At 71.3% G+C, this 14,826-nt stretch carries 21 protein-coding genes; 9 read left to right on the top strand and 12 right to left on the bottom strand.

The window, feature by feature from the left end; all coding sequences use genetic code 11:
* Positions 1–4 precede the first annotated feature (4 nt).
* The 3 genes from HNR30_RS15330 to HNR30_RS15320 form a co-directional block, all read right to left on the bottom strand.
* Positions 5–1,411 (bottom strand): serine hydrolase domain-containing protein, encoded by a 1,407-nt coding sequence (locus tag HNR30_RS15330; protein WP_181610514.1) that lies wholly within the window; start codon positions 1,409–1,411, stop codon positions 5–7.
* 69 nt (positions 1,412–1,480) lie between these two features.
* A complete protein-coding gene (locus tag HNR30_RS15325; protein ID WP_181610513.1) occupies positions 1,481–2,677 on the bottom strand; it encodes an RNA polymerase sigma factor in 1,197 nt (398 codons plus the stop codon).
* Entirely contained in the window at positions 2,674–3,021 is a 348-nt protein-coding gene (locus tag HNR30_RS15320) for a YciI family protein (RefSeq protein WP_181610512.1), read from the bottom strand. The genes HNR30_RS15325 and HNR30_RS15320 overlap by 4 nt, the downstream gene beginning before the upstream one ends.
* Before the next feature lie 94 nt (positions 3,022–3,115).
* Between HNR30_RS15320 and HNR30_RS15315 the strand changes: the two genes are divergently transcribed.
* Together HNR30_RS15315 and HNR30_RS15310 are read left to right on the top strand one after the other, a co-directional pair.
* Positions 3,116–3,727, top strand: coding sequence for a class I SAM-dependent methyltransferase (locus HNR30_RS15315; RefSeq protein ID WP_246378595.1), 612 nt, complete (start codon positions 3,116–3,118; stop codon positions 3,725–3,727).
* 141 nt (positions 3,728–3,868) lie between these two features.
* Positions 3,869–4,780, top strand: coding sequence for a hypothetical protein (locus HNR30_RS15310; protein ID WP_181610510.1), 912 nt, complete (start codon positions 3,869–3,871; stop codon positions 4,778–4,780).
* A 59-nt stretch (positions 4,781–4,839) separates the two neighbouring features.
* Here the strand turns inward: HNR30_RS15310 and HNR30_RS15305 are convergent, their stop codons facing one another.
* The 3 genes from HNR30_RS15305 to HNR30_RS15290 all read right to left on the bottom strand — a co-directional run bounded on the left by HNR30_RS15305 (position 4,840) and on the right by HNR30_RS15290 (position 7,443).
* The gene (locus HNR30_RS15305) at positions 4,840–6,078 is read right to left on the bottom strand and encodes a hypothetical protein (protein ID WP_181610509.1); all 1,239 of its coding nucleotides are present in this window, start codon (positions 6,076–6,078) and stop codon (positions 4,840–4,842) included.
* A 112-nt stretch (positions 6,079–6,190) separates the two neighbouring features.
* Positions 6,191–6,541 (bottom strand): PadR family transcriptional regulator, encoded by a 351-nt coding sequence (locus HNR30_RS15300; protein WP_181610508.1) that lies wholly within the window; start codon positions 6,539–6,541, stop codon positions 6,191–6,193.
* Between the two features lie 260 nt (positions 6,542–6,801).
* The gene (locus tag HNR30_RS15290) at positions 6,802–7,443 is read right to left on the bottom strand and encodes a class I SAM-dependent methyltransferase (protein WP_181610507.1); all 642 of its coding nucleotides are present in this window, start codon (positions 7,441–7,443) and stop codon (positions 6,802–6,804) included.
* Between the two features lie 73 nt (positions 7,444–7,516).
* Here HNR30_RS15290 and HNR30_RS15285 point away from each other — a divergent pair, with 73 nt between their 5' ends.
* Positions 7,517–7,882: a BlaI/MecI/CopY family transcriptional regulator gene (locus HNR30_RS15285; RefSeq protein ID WP_312894431.1), complete on the top strand. Its 366-nt coding sequence runs from the start codon at positions 7,517–7,519 to the stop codon at positions 7,880–7,882.
* Positions 7,879–8,754 (top strand): M56 family metallopeptidase, encoded by an 876-nt coding sequence (locus HNR30_RS15280; RefSeq protein WP_181610506.1) that lies wholly within the window; start codon positions 7,879–7,881, stop codon positions 8,752–8,754. Before HNR30_RS15285 ends, HNR30_RS15280 begins: the two co-directional genes overlap by 4 nt.
* Here the strand turns inward: HNR30_RS15280 and HNR30_RS15275 are convergent.
* Positions 8,727–9,113: a VOC family protein gene (locus HNR30_RS15275; protein WP_181610505.1), complete on the bottom strand. Its 387-nt coding sequence runs from the start codon at positions 9,111–9,113 to the stop codon at positions 8,727–8,729. The genes HNR30_RS15280 and HNR30_RS15275 overlap by 28 nt on opposite strands.
* 128 nt (positions 9,114–9,241) lie before the next feature.
* Here HNR30_RS15275 and HNR30_RS15270 point away from each other — a divergent pair, with 128 nt between their 5' ends.
* Positions 9,242–9,985 (top strand): methyltransferase domain-containing protein, encoded by a 744-nt coding sequence (locus HNR30_RS15270; RefSeq protein WP_181610504.1) that lies wholly within the window; start codon positions 9,242–9,244, stop codon positions 9,983–9,985.
* Here the strand turns inward: HNR30_RS15270 and HNR30_RS15265 are convergent, their stop codons facing one another.
* Positions 9,986–10,798, bottom strand: coding sequence for an SAM-dependent methyltransferase (locus tag HNR30_RS15265; RefSeq protein ID WP_181610503.1), 813 nt, complete (start codon positions 10,796–10,798; stop codon positions 9,986–9,988).
* 127 nt (positions 10,799–10,925) lie between these two features.
* On the opposite strand from HNR30_RS15265, the gene HNR30_RS15260 reads away from it, so the two are divergent.
* Complete coding sequence (locus tag HNR30_RS15260; RefSeq protein ID WP_181610502.1) at positions 10,926–11,288, top strand: SpoIIAA family protein; 363 nt, start codon at positions 10,926–10,928, stop codon at positions 11,286–11,288.
* 39 nt (positions 11,289–11,327) lie between these two features.
* Here HNR30_RS15260 and HNR30_RS15255 read toward each other — a convergent pair whose 3' ends face one another.
* Genes HNR30_RS15255 through HNR30_RS15245 form a run of 3 tightly spaced genes read right to left on the bottom strand, consistent with a single transcriptional unit; the run spans position 11,328 to position 12,676 of the window.
* A complete protein-coding gene (locus HNR30_RS15255) occupies positions 11,328–11,678 on the bottom strand; it encodes a nuclear transport factor 2 family protein (RefSeq protein WP_181610501.1) in 351 nt (116 codons plus the stop codon).
* A complete protein-coding gene (locus HNR30_RS15250) occupies positions 11,678–12,085 on the bottom strand; it encodes a hypothetical protein (RefSeq protein WP_181610500.1) in 408 nt (135 codons plus the stop codon). The genes HNR30_RS15255 and HNR30_RS15250 overlap by 1 nt, the downstream gene beginning before the upstream one ends.
* 42 nt (positions 12,086–12,127) lie before the next feature.
* Positions 12,128–12,676 carry a TetR/AcrR family transcriptional regulator gene (locus tag HNR30_RS15245; RefSeq protein ID WP_312894428.1) on the bottom strand — a complete coding sequence of 183 codons (549 nt, stop codon included), beginning with the start codon at positions 12,674–12,676 and terminating at the stop codon, positions 12,128–12,130.
* 70 nt (positions 12,677–12,746) lie between these two features.
* Between HNR30_RS15245 and HNR30_RS15240 the strand changes: the two genes are divergently transcribed.
* Genes HNR30_RS15240 through HNR30_RS15230 form a run of 3 tightly spaced genes read left to right on the top strand, consistent with a single transcriptional unit; the run spans position 12,747 to position 14,291 of the window.
* Complete coding sequence (locus HNR30_RS15240) at positions 12,747–13,346, top strand: L,D-transpeptidase family protein (protein ID WP_181610498.1); 600 nt, start codon at positions 12,747–12,749, stop codon at positions 13,344–13,346.
* Positions 13,347–13,356: 10 nt separating this feature from the next.
* Positions 13,357–13,974 carry an FMN-dependent NADH-azoreductase gene (locus HNR30_RS15235; RefSeq protein ID WP_181610497.1) on the top strand — a complete coding sequence of 206 codons (618 nt, stop codon included), beginning with the start codon at positions 13,357–13,359 and terminating at the stop codon, positions 13,972–13,974.
* Positions 13,971–14,291: a DMT family transporter gene (locus HNR30_RS15230; RefSeq protein ID WP_181610496.1), complete on the top strand. Its 321-nt coding sequence runs from the start codon at positions 13,971–13,973 to the stop codon at positions 14,289–14,291. The genes HNR30_RS15235 and HNR30_RS15230 overlap by 4 nt, the downstream gene beginning before the upstream one ends.
* Here HNR30_RS15230 and HNR30_RS15225 read toward each other — a convergent pair.
* Positions 14,279–14,779, bottom strand: coding sequence for a hypothetical protein (locus HNR30_RS15225; protein ID WP_181610495.1), 501 nt, complete (start codon positions 14,777–14,779; stop codon positions 14,279–14,281). The two genes, HNR30_RS15230 and HNR30_RS15225, sit on opposite strands and share 13 nt — an antisense overlap.
* Between the last annotated feature and the right edge of the window lie 47 nt (positions 14,780–14,826).

Below are 14,826 nucleotides of genomic sequence, written 5' to 3'. Positions count from 1 at the left end.
CCTGTCATGCGCGCCGGGCCAGCCGGCCGCCGCCGTTGCGGAAGCGCGCCTGGCCGTCGCGGACGTCGTGGTAGGAGACGAGCAGCAGGCGCAGGTACCCGTCGAAGGCCTCCAGCGGGTATCCGGCGGGCGCGAACAGCCCGGGGCCCACCGGCACGTAGCGCTGCGGCGGGGCCGAGGTCGTGCCACCGGCGAACTCGGTGAAGATCCGCTCCTGGGAGGGGTCGGCGGGCTCGTAGGTGATGACCTCCTCCAGCTGGCCGTCGACGACGCTGACCTCGATGCGGAGCTGGTTCGATCGGTAGGTGCCGGCGTACGGGGCGAGGTCGGCGTCCTGCTCGTCGCCGGTCACCAGGCGGGGGAGCTCGATGCCCAGGTGCTCGGTGAGGATCAGCTGCAGGATCCGGTCCTGGAGCATGATCGCCCCCGGGCTGTTGCCGTACGCGGCGAAGACCAGGTCGTGCTCGGGGATGACGCACAGCAGGGAGACCCCTCCGGGGGAGGCGCCCGACATGGCGAGCACGGTCGTGCCGCCGAACGGGTACAGGACCCAGCCCAGGCCGATCGGCGGGGTGTTCGGGCTCTCCATGTCGAACGAGACCTGCCGCATGAGGGCGGTCGACCCGGCCGACAGGACCCGCGTGCCCGACGGCGAGACCCCGCCCGCGAGGTGGGTGCGCCCGAAGGCGAGCAGGTCGGCGATGGTGCCGATCGGCGTGCCTCCGGCCGGTCCCCAGGTTTCGGGCAGGGTGAACATGGTGGTGGGGCGGGGAGCCATGGTCTCGAGGTCCAGGAAGTGGCCGACCGCCGTGCTGCGCAGGATGGCCTGCTCGGCGGAGGTGCTGGAGTCCGTCATGCCGACCGGCCCGTAGACGTCGCGGGCGAGCAACTCGGGGTACGGCAGGCCGGTCACGACCTCCAGCAGGCGCCCGGCCACGATCATGCCGCCGTTGGAGTAGCTGAGCTGCTCGCCCGGCTCGAACAGGGTGCTCGACGGCATGCCCTCGACATAGGCCTTCAGGGCGTCGCGGCCCTTGTCGCCGGGGAAGTACAGGTCGGCGTCGATGCCGTTGGTGTGGCCGATCAGGTGGCGCACCAGGATCTTCCCGGAGACGGACCCGAACTCGGGCAGGTACTTCACGACGGGGGCGTCGAGGTCGAGCACCCCGCGGTCGACCTGCTGGAGCACCAGGGTGGTGGTCAGCACCTTGGTGACGGAGCCGAGCAGGAAACCGGTGTGCTCGAGCATCGGGGCGCCGGTGGCGACGTTGGCGAGGCCGTGGGCGACCACGACCTGCTCGCCGCCCTGGTGGATGCCGGCCACGAAGCCGGGGATGGCGTCGGATTCGCAGGCGGCGGCGATGTGGTCACGGATCTTGGTGGCGGTGGTGTTCAGCGCGTCGGCGTTCATGTGAGCAATCGTCGAAGCTTGACCCAGGGGCAGGGTCAAGCCCTCGGCGGGAATCTCTTCGGGCGGCGGTCACGCCCACGTCAGGCGCTCCTCCAGGAGTGCCTGCTGGGCCGGGTTCTCCGTCTGCTCCAGTGCCCGCCGGTCGGCCTCCTGCGCCTCGTCCTGGCGGCCGAGCTCGCGCAGGAACTCGGCGCGGGTGGCGTGGAACAGTCCGTACCTGTCCAGCGCGTCACCCAGCTGATCCAGCTCCGCCATGGCGACTCCCGGCCCCTGCGCATGCCGTACGGCTATCGCCCGATGCAGCCGGGTCACCGCCGAAGGAGCCAGGAGCAGCAGCATGTCGTAGAGGATCACGATCTGCTCCCAGTCGGTCTCCTCCCACCGGGGCGCCTCGGCATGACAGGCCACGATGGCGGCCTGCAGCTGGTAGGGACCGGGCGACAGATGCCGCTGTGCCGTACGGGTCAGCAGCCGGACGGCGTCGGCGATGGCCCCGTGGTTCCACAACGCGCGGTCCTGGTCGGCGAGCAGCACGATGCGGCCGTCCGCGTCGAAGCGGGCGGCGGTGCGGGCGCGGTGCAGGCGGATCAGCGCCAGCAGGCCGCCCGCCTCGGGCTCGTCGGGCATGAGGCCGTGCAGCAGCGCCGCCAGCCACTCGGCGTCGTCGACCAGGTCGCGGCGATGTGCCTGCTCACCCGCGGTGGCCAGGTAGCCCTCGTTGAACAGCAGGTAGATGACGGTCAGCACCTCGTGGACGCGGGAGGGCAGCTCCTCGCCGCGCGGGATCCGGTACGGGATGCCCGCGTCGGCGATCTTGCGCTTGGCGCGGGTGATGCGCTGGGCCACGGTCGTCTCCGGCACGACGAAGGCGGCGGCGATCTGCGCCGTCGTCAGGCCGCACACCACGCGCAGGGTCAGGGCGACCTGCGCCTCGCGGGGCAGCGCCGGGTGGCAGCAGGTGAACACCAGCCGCAGCCGGTCGTCGGGCTCCGGCAGGACAGGCCAGGTGAGCTGGGCCAGCTTGGCCCGGTAGGTGGCCTCGCGGCGCAGCACGTCGAGCCCGCGCCTGCGGGCCACGGTGAACAGCCAGGCGTCGGGGCGCTCCGGGACGCCCTCCTCCGGCCAGCGCCTGAGCGCGGTCTCGACCGCGTCCTGGACCAGGTCCTCGGCGGCGGAGAAGTCGCCGAGCAGGTTCACGAGCGCGGCGGCCAGGCGGCCCGCGTGTTCGCGGACCGCCCGCGCCAGCGCCTCCTGCGCGTCGCTCATCCCTCGACCGGGCGGATCTCCACCACCGGGCAGCCGGGCCACGACCTGACCATGGCGATCGCCTCGTCGAGGTCGGCGACGTCCACCTCCAGGAAGCCGCTGATCACCTCCTTGCCCTCGACGTACGGCCCATCCGTCACCAGCGGCTCGGCGGCCCGGTCGAGCCGGACGGTCGTGGCGGTGTGGGCGGGCTGCAGTTTGGCGCCCCGGTTGGTGATCCTTCCCTGGTGCTCGGCCAGCCAGCGGCCGACCTTCGCGATGGCCCGGTCGCGCTCGTCGGCGCCCATAGCGGCCAGGTCCTTCTCGAACTGCTCTGTCTCGATGAACATCAGCACGTACTTCACGTGCCTCACCTCCTCGCCTACCAGACGATCGGGAATCAGCCTCATACGACATCCTGTCGGGATGAGTGCACGCTATGCGGATGTGATCGGCCCTTTGCGAAGGGCTTACGACGGCGGTGCCGGGCGCCGCGACGGCAGCGGCAAGCAGCCGTGGAAGCTGGCAGAACGTGCCGCCTTCCTCGAACGGGTGCGTGAGGACGGCGGCAGGCGCCTGCTGGAGGTGGGGGCGGGAACCGGCCAGGACAGCGCCTACTTCCTGGCGAACGGCCTCGACGTGGTCGCCGTCGACCTGTCGCCCGAGATGGTGGAGCGCTGCCGCGAGAAGGGCGTCGACGCCCACGTCATGGACTTCCTCCACCTGGACTTCGCGCCGGGCTCGTTCGACGCGGTTTACGCGATGAACTGCCTCCTGCACGTGCCCGACGAGGACCTGCCCGCCGTCCTCGACGCGATCCGCACGCTCCTGCGGCCGGGCGGGCTGCTCTACGTCGGCGTGTACGGCGGCGGCACGCTCCGGGGCGAGGGGCCCTACGACGGCGACGACCACGATCCGCCCCGATTCTTCTCCTTCCGCACCGACGAGGAGCTGCAGGCGTTCACCAGCGGGTCCTTTCGGACGGTCGACTTCCATGTCGTCGGAGTTGACGCGCTTCGATTCCAATCCCTGACTCTCAGGGGTTGGGCTCCGTCTGAGCGGGCAGGCTGACCCGGACCTGGCAAATCCGACATGGAGGACAAGGTGACGCCTACGAGTCCGGGCACATCACGCGAGAAGCTGCGCAACGCAGCCCATGGGACGCGGAGGAACGTCCCACGGTCGTTAATCGTCGCCGGAGCGTTCGCCCTGGTGGCATCGGGCGGAGCGGGCGTCGCGTCCGCGGCGTCCAGCACGCCGCCGTCGGAGACCCCGACGGCCACGCCCACGCAGCCCACCCCGACCCACACCACCACGGAGACGCCTCCTGCCGCTACGCGCCCCGACATCGCGCCGATCAGCCCCTGGGCGTTCGTGAGCGTCATGCACGGCGAGTTCGAGGTGCCGACCAGGGACGGCTGCGGCGTCGTGACGCTGTCCGCCCAGACCGGTCAGGCGACCGTCGTCGCGGAGGGCACCATGACCGTGCGGAGCCAGGACGGCTTCGAGCAGACCTACGCGGTCACCGAGGACACCCGCGTCATCGCGGGACGAACGGGCAGGAGCACGGTCAGGCAGGGCGACTGGGTGTCGGTGACCGCGATCGTCGACCAGCCGCCCACGACGGAGCCTCCCACGGAGCCTCCGACCGAGCCTCCGACCGAGCCTCCGACCGAGCCGCCGACGGAGCAGCCCACCGGCGAGCCCACGGCCACGACCCCGCCCGCCACCACGCCACCGGCCACCACGCCACCGGCCACGACCCCGCCCGCCACGACGGAGCCGCCCACCACCCCGCCTGCCACCACCCCGCCGCCGGTCACGGAATCGCCGACCGCCGGTCTCCAGTCGCTCACCGCCATGACGGTCTACGACCTGTCGCGACCGGTGAAGCGCTGGTGGTCGCAGCGGATCTGGAAGCAGTCCTGGCAGCGCTGGGCGGGCCCGCCCGGTTGGCGCACGCCGACCCCGTGCGCGACACCGCCCGTCACACCGCCCGTCACACCGACGCCCACGCCGACGGTCACTCCCACGGAGAGCCCGACGCCGACGGCGACCCCGACGGACACCGGCACGCCGACCCCGACGGAGACGCCGACCACGACGCCTCCCGCCGGCTCATGACCGGCTCATGACCGGCCGGTAGCGGGCAGACCCGGTCCGTCCCGGGCGGCGCCGCCCTCCTACTGCACCTTCTGCGGCACGTGCTCGCCGTGGCGTTCGCGCCCGAGAGCCGTGCCGAGGGCGGCGCCGCCCACGGCCCCGATCGCCCAGAAGCCGATCATGGCGACCAGGAACTCCGGCCGCACCACGTCCAGGACGGCGGCCTCCCATGACGGCGGTACGGCGTCGCCGGTGCTCAAATAGCCCGCCCGCCGCTCCGCCCAGACGATGGCCTCGGGTATCCCCACGGCGAGCACCGCCACCAGCGCGGCGAACCCGGCCAGAGCCCCCGCCCGCAGCCCTGCGCCGAAGGAGCGCACCCGCCACGAGGTGCCCAGCGTGAGCGCGAGCAGCAGCAGGCCGGGCACGACGGCCCAGAACGACAACACGCCGCCCCGGTCGTGCGCCAGCGACCAGCGGGAGGCTCCGAACGACCCGGCTGCCACCAGGGCGGCCACCGCGGCGGCTCCCACCCAGGCATGTCGTGGCGGGCCCGACCACAACGCCGTCCACGTGCCGCCCAGAGCGAACCGCCTGCGCTCGGCAGGCGCGTCGATGACCGCGAGCTCGGCCCGCAGGGCTGCGCCCCAGGCCGTACGGCCGGCGGGAAGGTCGGCGGTGGCCAGGTCGAGCAGCAACTGCCAGCCGTCGCGCACCCGCCTCCGCGGACTCCCGGTGCGCAGCGCCGCTCCCAGCACCGGCCAGGGCAGAGCCAGCGTCAGCAGGAAGAGGAAGGCCTCGACGGGAATCAGCAGGTCACCGTCGGCGAGATTCGGCACGAGGGGGAAGCCGCCGGGATCGGCCAGGTAGGCGGCCCGCAGCGGCAGATGCGCCAGGGCCGCGCCCGCGGCGACGGCGACCAGGGCGAGCACTCCGGCGACCGTCCCGGCCGCGAACCCACGGGCGCGGGCCACGGCCGCCGCGCCCGCCGCCGAGAGCAGGGCGCACACGATCATCGCGACCAGGCCGAGGGTGATCCCCAGGAGTGCCACGTCGAAGCCCAGGCGCGGCCCTTGCGTGACGGTGGCGAGGTAGGCCTGCTCGAACAGGGCGGTGAGCGCGGCGGTGGCGACGACGACGGCGGTGAGCCCCGGCCACACGGGCCGTGCCGTACCTCGCCGTATCGCGGCGACGGCGCGGGTGGCGAGCGCGCCCGCGCCGTCGCGGCGTACGGCGCCGCGCACACGGCTCGCGAGCACGACGATCGCGAGCAGGGGCGCCGGTGCGATCACCACCAGGAAGAGGAGGGGGAGGAGCATCGGGGCCTCCGGGCTCGGACGGGTGTCGTGGTCGAGTCGTGCGGGTGCGGGTGCGGGTGCGGGCGCGGGCGCGGGGCGGGTTGCGGCGGGTGCGGGGTGCGGAAGTGCGGGATCAGCCTGCGCCGGGAGCGAGGCGTCGGCCCATCCGCGGCGCGCCGCCGTCACGGGCGGACGCGGCGACGGCGGACGCGGCGGCGGAAGAAGCGACCGCGCGAGCGAATTCCGCGCCCGCCGTGGTGAGCCGGTAGAGGTGCCGGGCGGGCCTCCCGCGAGGCGGATCGGTCTCCCATGAGGTCTCCACCAGCCCGCGTTCCGCCAGCCGGATCAGGATCGGGTAGACCGTGCCGGCCTTCAGCCCGAGTACGCGGCAGAGGTCGTAGCCGTGGCTCCAGCCCGCGCCCGTGGAGGCGAGGGCGGAGAGCACGGCCGCGGTCTGCGGGGAGGGACGTCGTGCGCGAGCCATGACACCAATGTCTACCTAGATAGAGTTATGCGCAAGCCCTTGCCCGGCTCCGCACAGTGTCCCGAGTCCTGAGCGGGGCGCCCACCGCCGTGCCCATCGCGCCCGAGACTCGCGAGCGGGTGCTGCGCACGGCCAGGGAGTTGGGCTATCGCCCAACCCGCTGGCGCGGGGACTGCGCGGAGCCTCGACGAACCTCATCGGCGCCGTGGTGCGCGACTTCAGCGACACGTCGATCCCTACCAGACGACCAAGACGAGGGCCTATCGCGCGCGGGTGAGCAGTGCCCGGCCGATGACGTGAGCGGTGCGGGGGATCACCGGCTGCGGCGCGAAGGCGAACCTGTCAACGGCGTCGACCGAGAACCCGGCCCGCTCGATCGCCGCCACCGAGTCCCGGTTGGGGTGGCAGCCCGCGGCCGCCCTGCGCCACAGCGGGGCGATCAGGTCTTCGAGCAGCCCGAAGACCGGGTTGCTCGACCGCACGTGCTCGTAGAACCGCAGCTCGCCGCCGGGACGGAGCACGCGGGCGATCTCCGCCAGGGCTCGCTCGATCGACGGCACGGTGCACAACACCAGGGAGGCCACGGCCGCGTCGAAGGGGCCGTCGGGGAGCGCCTCGGCATGACCGGCCATCACGTGGACGGTCACCGGGGCGCTCCTGGCGGCGTCCTCGGCGACCGAGCGCAGCGTGTCGTCGGGTTCGACGGCGACGACCTCGGTGACCGTGCCGGGGTAGAGGGCGAAGTTGCGGCCGTTGCCCGCGCCGATCTCGACGACCCTGCCGCTCAGCCCGGTGAGCTGGCGCCGCCGGTGTTCGCGGCCGCCACGCTTGTCGGCGACCGCCGACGCGTCGACGTACATGCGGGCGAACCGCGGGTGCTGGAACCTGGAGAGCTCGTTCATCATCGCCACCTCCGACTACTACGTTTCTATAGTAGATATTGCTACTACATGCGGCTAGTAGGAAGATGGAAGCGTGACGGATCTGGCCAAGGTGCTCGGCCCGCTGGAGGCGGAGATCATGCGGGTGCTGTGGGCGGCCGACGGCGCGCTGACCGTGCGCCAGGTGCTCGGCGCGCTGAACTCCGGCAGGGAGCCGACCCTGGCCTACACGACGGTGATGACGGTGATGAGCCGCCTGGCGGACAAGGGCATCCTGTCCCGTGAGCCGCTGGGGCGCGGGTTCGCCTACCAGGCGGCGTTGCCCGACGCCGCCGCGATAGCCGTACGAAACGTCCTGCGTGACTTCGGCGACGCGGCCATCGCGCGTTTCGTCGACCAGGTCGACGCCGACCCGTCGGCGCGCGAGAGGCTGCGGCGCCTGCTGGAGGTGGAGTCGTGAGGTGCCTCGATGCCGGAGGGCGGGCGTTCTGGCAGCTGGTCGCGCTGGCCGTCACGGCATTGTCGGCGTTCGCGCTGATCGCCGACTTCCTGCCGACCGCGCTGACGTTGTGGTTCGGTGGCACGGCGGCGGCCCCTCCGGAGGCGCTGCTCGCGGTGACCGTGCTCACCTGCGTGGCCTGGGCCGTCCTGGCGACGGCCGTGCGGGCGCTGCGGCGCACGAGCCGCGCGACCCGGCGGCTGCATCGCGACCTGCGCGCCGGGAGCGTCGATGCGCCCGCGCTCCTGACCGAGGTCGCGGCCGAGGCGGGCGTGCGGCGGATCCGCCTGGTCGCCGACCCGCGTCCGTGGGCGCTGACGTACGGCGTGCGCAGACCGCGCGTGGCCGTCAGCACCGGGCTCGTCGAGGCGCTGACGCGAGAGGAACTGGCGGCGGTCCTGGCGCACGAGCAGTCGCACGTCGAGTGCCGAGACCCGCTGCGCGTGCTCCTGAGCACCGCCCTGACCCTGCCCGGCTTCTTCCTCCCGGCCCTTCCCGCCCTGCGGCACAGGTTCGTGGTCGGCCGCGAGCTGGCGGCCGACCGCCGCGCCATCGCCGGGTACGGCAGGCGCGCCCTGGCCGGAGCCCTGCTCAAGGCCGTCGAGGTGCCCCACGCCTGTGCTGCGGGCGCCGCGGCGATGGCGGAGCCGTCGGCCCTCGACGCGCGGCTGATCCAGCTGGAGTCGGGCACGCAGGAGGGCCTTCCCGCAGTGGGCGGCCCCCGGCTGGCGCTCAGCCTGCTCGCCCTGGTCGTCCTCGGGGTGACCGCGGCGGCCACCTCGGGATTCATGCACGAGATGTGCGCTCAGGCGCTGGCGATCTTCCACAGGTAGCCGTCGGGGTCGGCGAACACGCCGTCGTAACCGCCCCACGCGGCCTCGGCCGGGGCCCTGACCACGGTGGCGCCCGCGGCCTGGGCGGCCTCCACGAGCGCGTCGACCTCTTCCCTGGAGTCTGCGAGGTGATGGACGGCGAACCCGCGGAAGCCGAAGCCCTCGGCGGAAACCCCGGCGTCCTGCGCGACCGCGTCCCACTCGTAGAGCGCCAGGTCGGAGGAACCCTCACCCAGCCCGCACCGCACGAATCCCGGATAGGCCTGCACGACCCGAGCGCCCATGCCCTCGACGTAGAACTCCCTGGCACGCTCGACGTCCTTGACACCCAGCATGATGACGCTCGCCTGCAAGGGCATGTTCACTCCTGATGGTCAGCGGGTTCGTGCGGCATGTCCAGGTTTTCCCACCCAGGCTATGGCGCAAGGGCAGAGGCCGGCAGCCTTTGCCTTGACTTCAAGTCGGCTTGAACGTCAATGCTGGCTGTATGACGAACATCGCCGATCTCATCACGCTGCTCGACGCGATCGAGAACCTGCCGTCCGCCACCCGGCTGCGCGGCCGCTCCTACGACCTGCTCCGGCCGTGGTCCGGCGCCACGGTGGTCGACGTGGGCTGCGGCGCCGGCCGGGCCGTCTCGGAACTCGACGAGCTCGGTGCCAGCGCGATCGGCGTGGACCTCGCGGAAGAGATGATCACCATCGCCAGGCAGAGGTACCCCGGCCAGGACTTCAGGATCGCCGGCGCCTACGACCTGCCCCTGGACGACGGCACGGTCGCCGGATACCGGGCCGACAAGGTGGTCCACGTGCTCGACGACGCTCCGCGCGCGCTCCGGGAGGCGGCACGTGTGCTCGCGCCCGGCGGGCGGATCGTCCTGGTCGGCCAGGACTGGGACGCGTTCGTCATCGACTCCGGCCGGCCCGAGCTGACGCGGACGATCGTGCACGCCCGCGCCGACCAGGTCACCGACCCGCGCGCTGCCCGCAGGTACCGCAACATGCTGCTGGACGCCGGGTTCACCGGGGTGGAGGTCGAGGCGCACACCGAGGTCTTCACCGAGGGCCTCGTCCTTCCCCTGATCATGGGCCTGGCTCAGGGAGCGCTGGACATGGGCGCGATCACGCGGGAACAGTTCGGCTCCTGGACGGAGGAGCAGGCCGACCGGGTGCGTCGCGACCGGTTCTTCGTGGCGCTGCCGCTCTTCGTCGCCTCGGCCACCCGGCCGTGACTAGGGCCGGGCGCCCACTCCGCCGGCGATGGTCCAGCCCGAGGGCCACGCCTGGTCGGTGCGCAGGGCAGGCCGCCAGTCGCGTACGTCGACCAGCCCCGGCTCCAGCAGGTCGAACCCGGTGAAGAAGCGGCTGATGCCGGCACGCGAGCGAGGGGTGAGCGGGCTGCCGGCCAGCCGGAATCCCTGCTGGGCGGCCTCCATCACGTCGGGCGGCGACTCGTCGGTCGTGTGCGAGATCACCAGGTGGCTGCCGGGCACCAGCACGCTGGCCAGCCGGCGCACGATGCCGTGCGCGTCCTCCTCGTCGGAGACGAAGTGCAGGATCGCGACCAGCAAAACGGCCACGGGCCGGTTGAAGTCGAGGAAGCCGGTGATGTTCGGGTGGGTGAGGATGCGGCCGGGCGAGCGCAGGTCGCCCTCGAAGGCGATGGCGTTGCGCACGCCGTGGCGCTCCAGAAGCGCCTGGCTGTGTCGTATGACGGTCGGGTCGCGGTCGACGTAGACGATTCGGGCGTCCCTGTTGCTCTCCTGCGCGACCTCGTGCACGTTGCGCTGGGTCGGCAGCCCGGAGCCGACGTCGAGGAACTGCGTGATGCCGACCTCGCCCGCCAGGTGGCTGACGACCCGGCCGAGGAAGTCGCGGTTGGCCATCGCGGTGCGCGGCGCGGCGGGATTCGACTGGAGCATGCGGTCGGCGGCGGCGCGGTCAGCGGGGTAGTTGTCGTGGCCGCCGAGCATGTAGTCGTAAATGCGCGCACCGTTCGGGGTCCATGTGTCGATGCCGCTCGGCACCCATTCGGTTTCGCGCATGCACGGCCCTCTCACACATGAATATCGGCCAGCATAACTCTCGGTCTCGACATGCGGACATCAAAGCGGGCGGCAAAAACCACCCTTGTCCGTCTTCGCCATCGAAGGCCCGGGAAAGGTCGAAAACATGATGGAAGCACTTACCGGGCTGCCCAGGGGAACGATCGGATTCCAGGCCGCGGGCGAGGTCACCGCGGACGACTACCGCATCGTGCTGGTGCCCGCGATCGACCAGGCGCTGATGGACAACAAGAAGATCCGGCTGCTGTTCGAGCTGGGCACCGACTACCGGGGTTACGAGGCGGGGGCCCTGTGGCAGGACACCAAGCTGGGGCTGGGCCACTGGTCGGACTTCGAGAAGGTCGCGGTCGTCACCGACGTCGAGTGGATCAGGGATTCCGTGCGGGCGTTCAAGTTCCTGATGCCCGCGGAGGTCCAGGTTTTCGGTCTGGCCGATGAGGACCGCGCCAGGCAGTGGCTGATCGCCTGAGGCATGAGAAAAGGGCCCCCTATCGCGGGGGCCCTTTTCTCATGCGGGCACCTTGTCGAGGAAGCCCAGGGTCTTGCGGATGCGGCCGTCTTCCGCCAGGTCGAGAACGTCGAAGCCGATCACGATGGGCTCGCCGCCCTCGGGCCCCAGGTGCCAGGTGAAGCGCACCAGGTTGGTGTGGGCGTCGTCGAGTGGTCCTGCGGTGAAGACCAGGCCGGGGAACATCTGCTGGGCGCCGGCGATCACGGCGGCGATGGCCTCGTGCCCGGTGACGTTCGCGAGCGGGTCGGTGTAGACGCCGTCCTCGGTCCACAGCTCCGCCACGGCCTTGGCCCGCAGCTCGGCGTCGGTCTCGTTCCAGGCGGCGAGGTAGCGCTCGATGATGGTCATCACTTCACTCCAGTCTTGCGAAGGCCGATGATCTGCAGCTCGGCGAAGGCGGCCACGGTGAGGGCCTGCATGATCGCCCAGACGGCGCCGACGGTGGTGAACTCCAGCAGTCCGGTCACGACCGCCAGGATGCTGGCCAGGGTCCAGGCCATGTTGAGCCCGATGACCGCCTGGGTGGCGGCGCGGTGCACCGTCCGGCGGGTGCCGAGGAATCCGACCGCCAGGCCGTACACGGTCAGGAAGGCCCCGATTCCGCGCAGCAGGGTGACGTCGGTGCCGATGAACTCGCTCACCAGCGGGGCGGCGGTCAGGTAGGCCAGGCCGTTGCCGCCGGTGACGACGGCATCGACCACGAGTGCGAGTCGAAGGAACCTTGTACGGTCAACGGTCTTGGCAACGGCGGTCATTTCGAACTCCTTGGTGGCGTTTCGCTGATGACCACTACGTTGTCAGCTCCGCTGCGGCTCCGCGATTACGCGAGAGGTAATGCGGAGCGCTTCGGTGATCTGCCCCGGGGTCAGCCCGCGCTCGCGCTGGTAGCTGTAGACCTCGGGGGCCAGGGGTGCGAGCAGGATGTCGACCAGGGCGTCGGAGCCCGGGGGCAGGAGCGAGCGCACGTGCACCCGCCAGAAGCCGTAGGCGCCGGTCTCGAAGCGGGAGCGGCCGGTCTCGGCGCCGAGCACGAGGTGGGAGTGGGCTTCGAGGAGTTCGACCATCGCGGCGTAGAAGGCGGCCAGGCGTTCCTCCGGCGGCGCTCCCGGGCCGAGGGGAGGCTCGCCGCGGATCAGCTTCTCCTGCAGGGCTCGCTCGTGCTCGTCGAGCAGGGCGACGGCGATCGAGGAGCGGTCGGGGTAGCGGCGGTAGAGCGTGCCGCGCCCGACTCCCGCGGCCTTGGCGATGTCCTCCATGGTCACGTTGGGCGCGCCCTTGGCCTCGAACAGCTCGGCGGCGGCCTTGAGGATCTTGGCCCGGTTGCGGGCGGCGTCGGCTCTCTCCACGGGCGCCAGTCTATATGTGGACATGCTGTCCGTTTGTGTCCGTCTCCGGTACGGCGGGTAGATCGCCCAGGTGATCATTACTGACCCTGACCTGCTGCAGGTCGAGCAGCGCCTCGCGGAGCAGCGTTTCGACCCGGGGCCCGTCGACGGGGTCCGCACCCGTGAGACGACCGTCGCCCTGTGGGGCCTGCAGAAGCTGAACGGCCTGCGCCCGACCGGAAGGCTGACGAAGGCGACCCTGCGCGCGCTGGAGCGGCCACGCGAGGTGCGCCCGCTGGTCAAGAAGGGCGCGCGCAACCGGGTGGAGGTCGATCTCGAGCGGCAGCTCATGGTCGTCTACACCGACGGGCGCCCGGCGCTCATCTCGCACGTCTCCACCGGGGCGAACAGGACCTACTGCGTGCGCGGCCGATGTGGTGACGCCGTCACGCCGGTCGGAGCGTTCCGCGTCTACCACCGCGTCGGCGGCTGGCAGAACGGCTGGCTGGGTGCGATGTACAAGCCGATCTACTTCAACAACGGCATCGCCCTGCACGGTTCCACCAAGGTGCCGAGACGTCCGGCGTCCCACGGCTGTGTCCGGGTGCCGCTGCACACCGCCGACCGGCTGTTCCGCCTCGTCAAGATGGACTTCCCGGTCTATGTGGACAGGTCGTCCACTTCTGGGTAATGTGGACGCCATGTCCACTTTGTTGCACCTCGACGCCAGCGCGCGTCGCGCCTCGTTGTCCCGCGAACTGTCCGCCGCCTGGGCGCGTTCCTGGGAAGGCGACTACCTCTATCGCGACCTGGCCGCCGATCCCGTCCCCCACATCGGTGAGGCCTGGACCGAGCTGTGCGACTACGTGATGGCCCACGAGATCACCGACATCGCGCGCTACGGCGAGGCCGCGGTCACCCCGGCCCGGAAGGAGGCCTGGGCGATCGTCGAGCCCCTCCTCGACGAGGTGGTCAGGGCAGATGTGGTGCTGATCGGCACGCCGATGTACAACTACTCGATCCCGTCGGCGCTGAAGGCCTGGCTGGACCAGATCACCTTTCCCCGCATGTCGCTGGCCCCGAGGAAGTTCGTCGTGACCAGCGCCCGCGGAGGCGCCTACGGGCCGGGCACCCCGAAGGAGCCCTTCGACCACCAGGAGCGCTACCTGCGCGACTTCTTCTCCGGCCACTTCGCGGTCGACGACGTCACCTTCGTCCACGCCGAGCTGGCCAACGCCCGCATCGACCCCCTGCTGGCCCACCGGCTGGCCGACCACGAGGCGTCGCTCAGAGCGGCGAGAGAGCAGGTGAACCGATGAACTGGCTGATCCTGCTCCTGGCCGGAGCGGTCGAGGTCGCCTGGTCGCAGAGCATCAAGCCGACCGAGAACTTCACCAGACCGGTGCCCACCCTGATCTCGCTGGTGCTGATGGCCGCGGCGGTCTTCCTCCTGTCGATCGCCATGAACACCATCCCGGTCGGTACGGCCTACGCCGTCTTCACCGGCATCGGCGCCCTGGGCGCGATCGGGCTGGGCATCTGGCTCAACGACGATCCCGTCTCGGTCGGACGGCTCGGCGCGCTGGTCCTGATCGTCGGCGGGATCGTGCTGGCCAAGGTGACTCAGGCCGAGTAGAGCTCCACGACCCTGACGACGAGGCCCTTTCTGGTGGTGACGAGCGCCTGCGGGGTGCCCTTGCCGCTCCTGTACCTCTTCAGCAGCACGTCGCGCGAGCACTTCTTGGTGCCCATGCCGTGGTCGCCGAGGTAGAGCGTGCCGCTGTGGCCCGTGCACGTGGTCGTCGACAGGAACACCACGTCCTTGGAGATCTTCGCCGCGTAGTGCTCCACATGGCCCTCGGGCAGATTCTGGTAGGCGTAGTCACCCGTCTCCTTGTCCTTCACCAGGCGGGCGGGCTTGTACTCCAGCTTGCCGCCGAAGATCCCGAGAACCGCGGCGCACATCGTGCCGGGGTAGGCGGGAGCCTGGCCCCTGGTCCAGTCGTGGCCCTTGAGCGTCTGGAACTTCTTGCCGCAGACGTACTTCGGCGCGGCGGCCTGGGCAGGCGCCGAGACGGCGGTGGTCAACAGCGCCGCGGCGCCGAGCGCGATCAGAATCCTCATGGGCTCAACGCTAGAAAGGGGTGCTTGACGTCTGCTTTCATGGCCGT

The organism is Nonomuraea soli (genome assembly GCF_013761175.1).
In the GTDB taxonomy this organism is placed as follows: Bacteria; Actinomycetota; Actinomycetes; order Streptosporangiales; family Streptosporangiaceae; genus Nonomuraea; species Nonomuraea soli.
Note: the sequence above shows the minus strand (reverse complement) of the source record. Positions and strands in the feature narration are given on the sequence as shown.

Coding starts and splice junctions, on each gene's coding strand:
- HNR30_RS15275 (WP_181610505.1), bottom strand. CDS start 9,113: ATGCCCTTGCAGGCGAGCGTCATCATGCTGGGTGTCAAGGACGTCGAG.
- HNR30_RS15230 (WP_181610496.1), top strand. CDS start 13,971: ATGAACTGGCTGATCCTGCTCCTGGCCGGAGCGGTCGAGGTCGCCTGG.
- HNR30_RS15305 (WP_181610509.1), bottom strand. CDS start 6,078: ATGCTCCTCCCCCTCCTCTTCCTGGTGGTGATCGCACCGGCGCCCCTG.
- HNR30_RS15265 (WP_181610503.1), bottom strand. CDS start 10,798: ATGCGCGAAACCGAATGGGTGCCGAGCGGCATCGACACATGGACCCCG.
- HNR30_RS15235 (WP_181610497.1), top strand. CDS start 13,357: ATGTCCACTTTGTTGCACCTCGACGCCAGCGCGCGTCGCGCCTCGTTG.
- HNR30_RS15225 (WP_181610495.1), bottom strand. CDS start 14,779: ATGAGGATTCTGATCGCGCTCGGCGCCGCGGCGCTGTTGACCACCGCC.
- HNR30_RS15325 (WP_181610513.1), bottom strand. CDS start 2,677: ATGAGCGACGCGCAGGAGGCGCTGGCGCGGGCGGTCCGCGAACACGCG.
- HNR30_RS15330 (WP_181610514.1), bottom strand. CDS start 1,411: ATGAACGCCGACGCGCTGAACACCACCGCCACCAAGATCCGTGACCAC.
- HNR30_RS15300 (WP_181610508.1), bottom strand. CDS start 6,541: ATGGCTCGCGCACGACGTCCCTCCCCGCAGACCGCGGCCGTGCTCTCC.
- HNR30_RS15260 (WP_181610502.1), top strand. CDS start 10,926: ATGATGGAAGCACTTACCGGGCTGCCCAGGGGAACGATCGGATTCCAG.
- HNR30_RS15290 (WP_181610507.1), bottom strand. CDS start 7,443: ATGAACGAGCTCTCCAGGTTCCAGCACCCGCGGTTCGCCCGCATGTAC.
- HNR30_RS15255 (WP_181610501.1), bottom strand. CDS start 11,678: ATGACCATCATCGAGCGCTACCTCGCCGCCTGGAACGAGACCGACGCC.
- HNR30_RS15250 (WP_181610500.1), bottom strand. CDS start 12,085: ATGACCGCCGTTGCCAAGACCGTTGACCGTACAAGGTTCCTTCGACTC.
- HNR30_RS15270 (WP_181610504.1), top strand. CDS start 9,242: ATGACGAACATCGCCGATCTCATCACGCTGCTCGACGCGATCGAGAAC.